We start from the raw sequence: 10,069 nt of genomic DNA on the forward strand, positions 1-10,069 counted from the left end.
ATTGTGATTCAAGCGGTTTTTATGTTATTTATGTTTATGAAGAAATGATACTAATGATCTCTTCTCGCTTTTTAACGAAATCTGGTTCTGCCCTGTACATGCGGCTTTTGCCTTCTTCAATTCTATAAGGCAAGTCGCTGTGCATTTCTTTTATGATGCGGCCTGGCCGGGAGGATAATACGATAATATGCGTTCCTAACAATAAGGCCTCTTCCACATCATGAGTAATAAAGAAAATTGTTTTATGCGTTTCTTTCCATATTTTCCGTATATTATCTTGCATTTGTTCCTTTGTCATTGCATCTAACGCACCAAAGGGTTCATCCATCAATACAATGCGGGGATCATTTGCTAATACTCGGGCAATAGAGGCTCGTTGCTTCATACCACCGGAAAGCTCATAAGATTTTGATTTTTTAAACTGAGAGAGACCAACCATATCTAGATAATGATCAACAATTTCACGCCGTTCTTTCGTTGGAACTTTCCTCATTTTTAGCCCGAATCCAACATTTTCTTCAATATTCAACCATGGATACAGCATTTGGTGCTGGAAAACAACACCACGATGCCGATCAGGTTTAGGTGAAATGGGTTTGTTATCTAGCAAAACTTCACCGGATGTAGCTTGATGAAAGCCCGCTAAAATCCGTAATAACGTTGTTTTTCCACAGCCTGAAGGACCTAATACACAGACGAAACTGCCTTCTTTAATTTGTAAATTAATATTTTGCAGTGCCGTCACTACTTGCTTATCTGTTTGATACGTCAATTCTACATCTTTTATTTGGATGACCATAGATTCGGATGCGGTTTCTGTAAGAGCATAACTATTTATAATAGGGTTCACCTCCTAATCTTTTTGAAGGAATTTTGGTTCAATGGCATCTTCATATGCCTTAAGGTCGGGTACAGAGTCAATCGCCTTTTGCGTTTTTAAAAACTCCGCCGTATCCTTTAGCGCTTTTGAAAATGCTCCTTTTTTATCGACTGTTCCTAAATACTCTTCTGAGGCCTGTTCTTTTGCATCCAACCAGATTAATTGATCCATGAAAAATGTCGCGTCCTCTTTTGAAACGTTTAATTCAGTTTTCATCGAATCAGCCGCTTCTTCTTTGGATGAACGATATAACTGGACGGATTCATCTAATATTTTTATATATTGTTTTAAAACATCCGGATGTTTCTCAATAAAGTCCTTCGTTGCAATCCCTACATCAGCGGTGAGAATTCCATCTTTCGCAAGGTCGCGGCTCGTTAAAATAATATTGCCGTCTGAAACCATCTCTCCTAATGTCGGGTACCAGACATATCCGCCATCAATTTGTCCTTGTTTCCATGCTGCTAACATGTCAGCCGGTTTCATGTCTAAAATGGTTACTTTATTTTGGTCTATTCCTTTTAATTTAAGTGCGGATAACAAACTGTAATGGGTTGTCGAACCGAAAGAGACAGCAATCTTTTTACCTACAACATCTTCAAGTGATTTGATGCCACTATCTTTCTTGGCAATTAATGCCTCGTTATCTCCAATTACATCGTGAAGCCAAATGACTTTGTATGGTAAATTTTGCGCTACCCCTGATGCAACTGAACTAGAACCGATCAAGCCAGCATCAATTTCACCTGCAGCCATGGCAGTATTCACGTCAACCGCCGCTTCAAACTGAACCAATTTGACCGTAACACCTTTGAATTTCTCTTCAAACATTTTGGTAGCTTTTGCTAGCAGCTCTGCATTGGGTATAACTTGATAACCAATTCGAAACTCTACAGTCCCATCAGCGGATTTGGATGTAGTTTTGTTACCGCAGGCACTAATCAATAGTAGTGAGAAAACGATCATCAAACACATGAACCATTTCATCTTGCCATTTCTCATCTCTTTACCCCCAATTTTTTAATCTTTGCCCTTCCAAGGAATCACTTTGTCTTCAATTTTACGAAGGATTCGATCAAGTAAAATCCCTGTCACACCCATTAAAATAATACCTACATACATGATGTCACTTCGTAAATATTTACTTGCATCAAGCACTAACCACCCGATTCCAGAGACAGCGGCTACCATTTCAGACGCAACTAACGTTGTATAGGCAAATCCAATTGCTGTTCGCATCCCGGTGAATATCTCCGGTAAACAGGATGGAAAAATGACATAGCGAAACGTTTGCCAGTTATTTGCACCTAATGAAGTGGCAGAATGGATTCGATCTTCTAAGACACCTTTTACGCCGGAAACTGCGGCGATATACATTGGAGCAAAGGCAGCAAGATATAATAATGCAACCTTTGATAGATCTCCGATTCCAAACCATAATATTAGTAGTGTATAGTATGACAGCGGTGGTAGGGGACGATAGAATTCTAGGATGGGATCTAATGCAGCTCTTACTTTTGATGAATAACCACTGATTAATCCTAAAGGAACTGCTGTAATTAATGCGAAGAAGAATGCCATAGATAGTCTGTATAGACTATCAAGTAGATGAAATAATAGACTATTTCCTTTGTAACCATTAACTAGTAAATCGGTAAAGGCAGCCCACGTTTTTGCCGGGGAAGGGATAAAGACTTCAGAAAAGATATTGAGTTTTGTAACGATATACCAAAGTAAAAATATAATGACAACCGAACTCCACATAATGCCTGTTTCGCCAGAGATTTTCCACTTTCTCTTTTTACGTTCGATTTCCGGTACCTCCTTACTATGTTCTAAAGATGCAAGGGTTTCATACAGTGGAAAGGCATCTTGTTCAACTTTTTTATTCACGTTTCCATTCATAAATGGACATCACTCTCCCTTTTGATTTGTTTCTTTTAAGCCATACTTCAACCTTTTAACCTTTGAAACTGCTTTCATAGTTGGCAAGGAAAAGCATTCGGATATAAATCGAATTATATTGTATAGAAAAGTGGCCGTCAACGAAATTTGAAAATTCCAACTATTCGAAATGCACATACGAGGTATAAGAAAATTTTATAAGTTTCATGAGGATTGATAAAACATAGAAGAGGCAGGAGATGATTACTTTTAAAATTTTTAAAAAATTGTTAACAAACTTCGAAGATCTACTGTATAATGGGTTTCAGCAATTTAATAGAAGGGATTTAACCAGATGAACTCGTTTATTAAAGATCAAATCGAACAATTTAAACAGCGGAATCAAAATCGTGGGCGTTTATTAGTCAGCTGTCCAGACCAACCAGGTATTGTGTCTGCTATTTCTCAATTTTTGTTTTCACATAATGCTAATATTATTGAGTCCAGTCAGTATTCAACCAATCCGGAGGGAGGGGTGTTTTTCATTCGAATTGAGTTTGAATGTCCATTTTTAATAGAGAAAGAGACTCTAATGGAACAACAATTTACAGAGCTCGCTGAAACGTTTTCAATGGACTGGCGTTTAACACCTGTTTACAAAGTGAAAAAAACGGCGATATTTGTCTCAAAGGAACTGCACTGCCTGCTGGAACTTTTATGGGAATGGCAAAGCGGCGATTTACTAACTGACATTGCCCTAGTCATCAGTAATCATGAAGAGGCGAGGGATGTGGTGGAAGGTTTAAATATTCCATTCTATTATATTCCAGCAAATAAAGAGATTCGGGAACAAGTTGAAGAAAACCAACTGCAGCTGCTTAAAGAATATGATATTGATGTGATTGTGTTAGCCCGGTACATGCAGATTTTAACACCGAAATTTGTGAAAGCTAACCCTAAAAAAATTATCAACATTCACCATTCTTTCTTGCCTGCCTTTATTGGCGCCAGACCATATGAACGGGCATATGAACGCGGGGTGAAATTAATTGGGGCAACAGCACATTTTGTGACAGATGATTTGGATGAAGGGCCAATTATTCAGCAGGATATTGCCAGAGTTGACCACCGTTCTGATGTCCATTCACTAAAGAAAAAAGGACGTGCTATTGAACGAAGCGTATTGGCCCGTGCGGTAAAATGGCATCTGGAAGACCGAATTATTGTTCAACAAAATAAGACAATTGTTTTTTAATTGTGTTCAGTATTCTTTAATAATAACACTTGAAAATAGATATTAGATACCATCCAAAAATTTGGATGGCTTTTTTGTTTCCAAAAACTATAAGGAATGGTGATCCGTAAGACCCAATGCCAATGGCAGGCACCATCTTATCTTTTGAGTTAACAAGTTATTCATGGTGTAAATATCTGTTTTCTTGTGAAGATTTTTATCTTTAGTCACAAAATTGCCTTTTTTTATCAAAAGATAATGTATAAATAATATAGAAGTTTTAGAATTATTAGATTTCCAAAAACTAACGAAAGTAAAAAACTGCTTATATTGGAGGTGACTTAAGGTCTGTTTATCCGATACTGGGTAATGTCTAAAAAATCAAATAAAGCTGAGATTATTAGGTGATTGAAATTCTTCTTACACTTTGAACTTCTGTAGAGTACTAAAATATGAATTGGGGGAAATAGGATGAGAAAATTTGGGATGATTGTATTTGTCATTTTATTGCTTGCGATGACTGGATGCTCTGGACAAACTAGTACGGAAGTTCAAAAAGAAGGCGCTAAAAATAATAAGTCTTCTATTTCAATAGGAGTCGCAACATGGGTAGGGTACGGCCCTCTTTATATAGCTCAGGAAAAGGGATATTTTAAAAAGAATGGTATTAATGTAGATTTAATGAAAATGGAAAGCAACACTGATCGTCGAACTGCTCTATCAGCAAATCGGATTCAAGGATTTGCATCAACTGTAGACACACATGTTGTAACGGCGGCAAGTAATGTACCAGTTGTGCAGGTCGTTGCCCTTGATGAGTCACACGGTGGAGATGGAATTGTAGCAAAGAAAGAAATTAAAAGTTTACAAGATCTTAAAGGAAAACGTGTAGCTGTTCAGACTGATGGTGGAGCTAGCTTCTTCTGGTTTCTCTATTTATTAAAACAAGAAGGAATTGATTTTAAAGAGATTGATGCGCAGAATATGACGGCAGGTGATGCCGGAGCGGCATTTGTAGCAAATAAAGTAGATGCAGCTGTGACCTGGGAGCCATGGTTAACGAAAGCGAAGGACACTAATTTTGGAAGCGTTCTCATAAAAAGTGACGCATCCCCTGGTGTCATTACAAGTACAATTGCCATGAGACAAGATTTTACAAAAGAGAATCCAAAAGCGGTAAAAGCTTTAGTGAAATCTTGGTTTGAAGCGATAGAATTCTATAAAACGAATCCGGAAGAAGCGTTGAAAATTATGGGGAAAGCTATGGGGCAATCTCCGGATGAACTGGAAGAATCCTTACAAGGTGTCCGCTTTTATGATGAGGAAGGAAATAAAAAATATTTCGGCACAAAAGATCACCCAGGACCGTTGCACGAACTTTCAAAACTAGGCGCTGATTTTTGGAGACAGCAAAAGTTAATTGATAATGAGCCAAATATTGATGAAATCATTGATTACTCATTTGTTCATATGGATGTGAAATAGATAAATAAAATAATCAAGTTAAAAAAGTGTAATATATCATAAAAAAGAGTACTTACTGAAAACTAATTTAAAATATATAATTATGAATAATCAGAATATTAAATCGAATGAATGGAGGATTTTATATGACATTAACACAAGAGGAATTTTTGACAGAGTTTAGAGGAATCAAGGAGGAGCTAAAAGAATACGCAGAAAAGAAAGCGTATAACTTTTGGACTCGAGAGGATCTGACCCAAGAAGAAGTTTTTATTGCCATTGAACAAAGAGTCTGGTTGGAAATCGCCTATGTCTTCTTCCTTGGAAAACAAATTAATGATTATTGGAAGGAGCTGGACAGAACGACGGTTACGGCATTGTGCAAGCATATGTGGGAAGAAGCTCACCATTACGAGATTATTTGCAGGGTACTTGAAAAGCATGGTTACTCGGCGCCAACTGAACCACCAAAAGAACATTTGGGGTGGGAGAACCTACATTGGGAGGCACTTGAGAAGGACCGTGCCTGTGCTGTTGCAGTTTGGAACTGTTCTGAAACATCAACAACAACTACACATGACATCGTCATCGAGAACTGCCGCAGAATTGGTCTGCCAGACTTGGCAAGATGTTACGAAACAATTAAAAAAGATGAAGAATTCCATGCCAGACTTGGGGAGATGATTGTAGAAAAGTATGTGGTTTCAGATTCACATCGTGAAAACGCAATCTGGGGCGCTCGCCGTCTTCGCGAAGAAATGATGCATTATTATGATACGATTTACCCAGTTCCAAATGAAACAGCCTAGGCATTTGTTCAAATACTTATAAACTCTTATAAAAGAATTGAGTCATGTATCTCTAGTATTTTACAAAGTGATGCATGGCTCAATTTTAAGATTTTAATAGCAAATGTATCAGAACCCGAATGAAAGTATGTGATTTTTTTGAACAATCTATTACTCATAACTACAGATGACAAATTTATGACTGATCTCTTTCATCAAATAAATGATGAGTATGAATTTGGTTTTACGATAGAAATGAGTAATAAAATGTCCTTGTTGAAAGAGGAGTTAGGGTTTAATCTTGACAAGGTATCAGTCATCCTCGATCTAGATAGCATGACTATACTTGCTCAAGACGTCGTTTTCACACAATTAATTAAAAGGAAGTTTTCATTTCCTTTAATTGTAATTAAGACAGAGTACACTGATCAAGAAATGAGATTGCTTTTTAAAAATGGTGTTTTTGATTGTTTAAGTAAACCATTAGACAAGGAAGTAGTGTATCGTCTACTGCAAGAGCTCAAAATGGAAGCTAAGCAATCCGATCAGATGCTACAACAAAGGAATGAAGATCCCCATAATATTATGTCATCATTGCGAGTCAGCCTTATTTATAATTTATTATATGGGAATATCAAAAACTCGAGAGAAATTTGGGAGCAAAGTCAGTTAATTGGGTTGTCTTCAGTGCCAAACACGGCAATGGCATTACAAATTGATGAATTCTTTTCGAAAAATGTAGGGAAAAGTAAGCAGTTTCAAGACTTTGTTCGTAATGAAATTATCACGGTTACTCGTCAATATTTTAATATAAGTCAAGAGGAGTGCTTAGCCATGGGAACGGCAGAGGATAAGTTTGCCATTCTACTCTCACTCCCTCTTCGAAATGAAAAACCAGCATATAAATATTTTGCTAAGATGTTAGCTGAAAATGTGAAAGAGTTTATTAAAGAAAATACAGGGTATTCCGTCACGATAGGAATTGGAAATTTTTATGAAGATGTAAGGAATTTGCATTTCTCTTACCAAGAAGCTCAACATGCACTAAAATATAAGTTCTTTTGGGGGAAGGATATTGTTATTCATAATGATGACGTAGAGCAGTTCACCAATGAATTTGTCTTATTACCGAATCAGGATGTTACGGCATTGGCAAATAAATTGATGGTTGCTGACGTTGCAGCTGTGAAGGAAAATATGAAAAAATTATTTGAACAATTGTTTTCTTTACAGAATGTCGACCCCGAAGTGTTGAAATTACAAGTATCAGAAATATCAACCAAGCTTGCTCGATCTGCCATTAATGGAGGGGCAAATCAGAAAGAAATTCACATGATACTTTTGGAATATACATCAAAATTAAGACTGATCGAAAATTTGGCTCAATTGGAGCAGTGGCTAAGAGATATGATCCATCGCTTTGTTGACCTAATTTTCAATAATAGTAATCATCATACACTTAAGTCAATCCAAAAGGCAATGGATTATATTGAGAAGCATTATTTGGAGCAGATAACATTAGAAAAAGTCTCTAGTCATGTTCATCTAAGTCCTACATACTTCAGTCGAATTTTTAAAAGTGCTACAGGAAATAATTTTGTTGAATATATTACCTATTTACGAATAGAAAAAGCGAAAGATTTGCTAGAAGACTTGAATTATACAGTTTACCAAATCGCTTTTGAAGTAGGCTACAGTAACTCTCATTATTTCAGCCGTGTATTTAAAACAATGGTTGGAAAAACTCCAAGTGATTATCGCAACTCCATTTTGGTACCATCGGGAAGTCCAACTGAGAATCAGAAATTGTTGCCCTTTGATCGAAAAGTGAATAAGTAAGGAGTAAAAGCAGAGGCCAAAAGGGACACCTTCAACATGAAGAGGGTGTCCTTTTTATGTGGTTAACTAAACAATGATTAGAGTATGAAAGCAGCAATCATCCCAAATATAAATAGGGGGATGTTAAAGTGCATAAAGGTAGGAACACATGTATCCCAAATATGATTATGCCTTCCATCGGCATTTAATCCGATTGTTGGTCCGATTGTACTATCTGATGCAGGTGAACCTGCATCGCCTAATGCACTTGCAGTTCCAATCAGTGCTGCTGTTGCCAGTGGAGAAAAACCGACGGATAGGCATAATGGAACATAGACAGCCGCTAAAATGGGGATTGTCCCAAAAGAAGTACCAATTCCCATGGTTATTAGCAGGCCAACGGAAAGAATAATGAATGATGTAAATAATTTACTGCCTCCAATTATATTAGATGTATGCGCTACCAAATCACTGATCTCACCAGTTTCCTTCAAAATAGTTGAATAACCGGCAGCTATCAACAATACAAAGGCAATGGTACCCATCATTTTCATTCCATCATCGACGAATTCATCCCCCTTAAAAAACGGGGTAACCCCGCCTAAAAACATTGCCAAGATTCCTACGAGAGCGCCTATTGCAAGGGAGTGGGTATAAAGTTGTATCCCTAAAGATAAAACAATCGCAAATAATGTAATGACATGCTGCTTGTTAAATGGCATAACTTCTGAGGCTGCTGATATTTCTATCGAGGCAAGAGAATTCTCCAATTCCTTTGAAGAACTTATTACTTTTTCTTTTCGATACGTAATGAAGACGGCGATTAACAACCCAACGATCATTCCAATGCCTGGAATAAGGAGGGCTAGGGGAAGTTGGCTGACCGAAATATTCATTCCATATTTTTTCATCTCACTAGCAATAATTTGGTGAAACATGAGTCCATATCCTGCAGGAATCATGATGTAAGGAGCTTTCAAACCAAAAGTCAAGGCAGTAGCTACTCCTCGCCGGTCTATTTTCATCCGGTCGAACAGCTGGAGTAAAGGAGGGATTAGAATTGGGATAAAGGCAATGTGTACAGGGACTAAGTTTTGTGAAAAACTGGATATTCCAGCAATCACTAACAGAATAACTCCCCGTTTCCCTTTCATGAATTTCAATAATTTTTTTACTAATATCCCCGTAATCCCAGAATATTTAATCATGACGGCAAAAATCCCTAGTAAAATAACACTTAATGCCGTTTCAGCTTGCCCGCCCATTCCTGAAATGAGCATATTCATCGTTTCAATTGTGGAGAGTCCTCCTATTAAGCCTGCGCTAAGTGCAGCTAGTAAAATACTTATTAGCACGTTCACCCGCAACATGCTTAATACGATTAGAAGCAATACAGAAATAATCACAGCATACATGATTCGTTTCCTCCTTTTCACGTTATCAATAGTAGAAATACGCCGCGCCACGGATCAAAAGCATAATTGAACAATACTTATTTTAAAAAAATAGGTTCATTTTAAATCCTCCTCCTCGCAATTGTTACAATATTATGAATCTTTTTAATATTACCTTATCAATTCACATTCAGATAGTACTCTTTTTTATGAAATACTATAGTTTTTTAGCTTGGTTGAAGGGAAGGCAGAAAAGGTTAACTATATTCGTTGGAGTATTTTCTTCATCAACTAAATTATTGTTTTATTGTGAACTTTTTTGACTTAAATAGTGAAACAGCTTAGTTTTATTCTGAATATTGTGTAAAATATGTATGAGTTTAAGAATATGACTCTATGTATGTGAAATAAATTTAACTATCAGGAACCGGTTTAAACATTGATGAACCATTTTTCAAAGAAGGATTTACCATGTCAGAACATTTATGGCGTCTGAAGCGTGCACGAAAAAATGCGAAAGCGTTTCACGATAAACGCGAAACGCCTATCTAGGTTGTTGGGTTTGGTTAATATCGGTGCACAACTGAACGAAGAAACTGTAATAACA

General features: G+C 37.0%; 8 protein-coding genes. 4 read left to right on the plus strand and 4 right to left on the minus strand.

Going from position 1 to position 10,069, the window contains the following annotated elements; all coding sequences use genetic code 11:
* Window positions 1-34: 34 nt before the first annotated feature.
* From ACO1D1_RS25620 to ACO1D1_RS25630, 3 genes are read right to left on the minus strand one after another with little or no spacing between them, the layout of a single operon-like run.
* Entirely contained in the window at window positions 35-850 is an 816-nt protein-coding gene (locus ACO1D1_RS25620) for an ABC transporter ATP-binding protein (RefSeq protein ID WP_223820781.1), read from the minus strand.
* Between the two features lie 3 nt (window positions 851-853).
* On the minus strand, window positions 854-1,882 hold the full coding sequence (locus ACO1D1_RS25625) for a MetQ/NlpA family ABC transporter substrate-binding protein (RefSeq protein ID WP_149870473.1): 1,029 nt from the start codon (window positions 1,880-1,882) through the stop codon (window positions 854-856).
* Between the two features lie 18 nt (window positions 1,883-1,900).
* Window positions 1,901-2,785, minus strand: a complete 885-nt coding sequence (locus tag ACO1D1_RS25630; protein ID WP_317845663.1) for an ABC transporter permease — start codon at window positions 2,783-2,785, stop codon at window positions 1,901-1,903.
* Window positions 2,786-3,119: 334 nt separating this feature from the next.
* Here ACO1D1_RS25630 and purU point away from each other — a divergent pair, with 334 nt between their 5' ends.
* The 4 genes from purU to ACO1D1_RS25650 all read left to right on the plus strand — a co-directional run bounded on the left by purU (window position 3,120) and on the right by ACO1D1_RS25650 (window position 8,089).
* Window positions 3,120-4,019 (plus strand): formyltetrahydrofolate deformylase, encoded by a 900-nt coding sequence (purU, locus tag ACO1D1_RS25635; protein WP_423337573.1) that lies wholly within the window; start codon window positions 3,120-3,122, stop codon window positions 4,017-4,019.
* A 450-nt stretch (window positions 4,020-4,469) separates the two neighbouring features.
* Window positions 4,470-5,483 carry an ABC transporter substrate-binding protein gene (locus ACO1D1_RS25640; protein ID WP_423337574.1) on the plus strand — a complete coding sequence of 338 codons (1,014 nt, stop codon included), beginning with the start codon at window positions 4,470-4,472 and terminating at the stop codon, window positions 5,481-5,483.
* A 125-nt stretch (window positions 5,484-5,608) separates the two neighbouring features.
* Window positions 5,609-6,271 (plus strand): hypothetical protein, encoded by a 663-nt coding sequence (locus ACO1D1_RS25645; RefSeq protein WP_149870470.1) that lies wholly within the window; start codon window positions 5,609-5,611, stop codon window positions 6,269-6,271.
* 177 nt (window positions 6,272-6,448) lie between these two features.
* A complete protein-coding gene (locus ACO1D1_RS25650; protein WP_149870469.1) occupies window positions 6,449-8,089 on the plus strand; it encodes a helix-turn-helix domain-containing protein in 1,641 nt (546 codons plus the stop codon).
* 77 nt (window positions 8,090-8,166) lie between these two features.
* Here ACO1D1_RS25650 and ACO1D1_RS25655 read toward each other — a convergent pair whose 3' ends face one another.
* Window positions 8,167-9,483, minus strand: coding sequence for a Na+/H+ antiporter family protein (locus ACO1D1_RS25655; RefSeq protein ID WP_423337575.1), 1,317 nt, complete (start codon window positions 9,481-9,483; stop codon window positions 8,167-8,169).
* Between the last annotated feature and the right edge of the window lie 586 nt (window positions 9,484-10,069).

This window comes from Neobacillus sp. 19 (genome assembly GCF_049463095.1).
Classification (GTDB): domain Bacteria; phylum Bacillota; class Bacilli; order Bacillales; family Cytobacillaceae; genus Neobacillus.

Coding starts and splice junctions, on each gene's coding strand:
- ACO1D1_RS25645 (WP_149870470.1), top strand. CDS start 5,609: ATGACATTAACACAAGAGGAATTTTTGACAGAGTTTAGAGGAATCAAG.
- purU (WP_423337573.1), top strand. CDS start 3,120: ATGAACTCGTTTATTAAAGATCAAATCGAACAATTTAAACAGCGGAAT.
- ACO1D1_RS25655 (WP_423337575.1), bottom strand. CDS start 9,483: ATGTATGCTGTGATTATTTCTGTATTGCTTCTAATCGTATTAAGCATG.
- ACO1D1_RS25640 (WP_423337574.1), top strand. CDS start 4,470: ATGAGAAAATTTGGGATGATTGTATTTGTCATTTTATTGCTTGCGATG.
- ACO1D1_RS25650 (WP_149870469.1), top strand. CDS start 6,449: ATGACTGATCTCTTTCATCAAATAAATGATGAGTATGAATTTGGTTTT.
- ACO1D1_RS25625 (WP_149870473.1), bottom strand. CDS start 1,882: ATGAGAAATGGCAAGATGAAATGGTTCATGTGTTTGATGATCGTTTTC.
- ACO1D1_RS25630 (WP_317845663.1), bottom strand. CDS start 2,785: ATGAATGGAAACGTGAATAAAAAAGTTGAACAAGATGCCTTTCCACTG.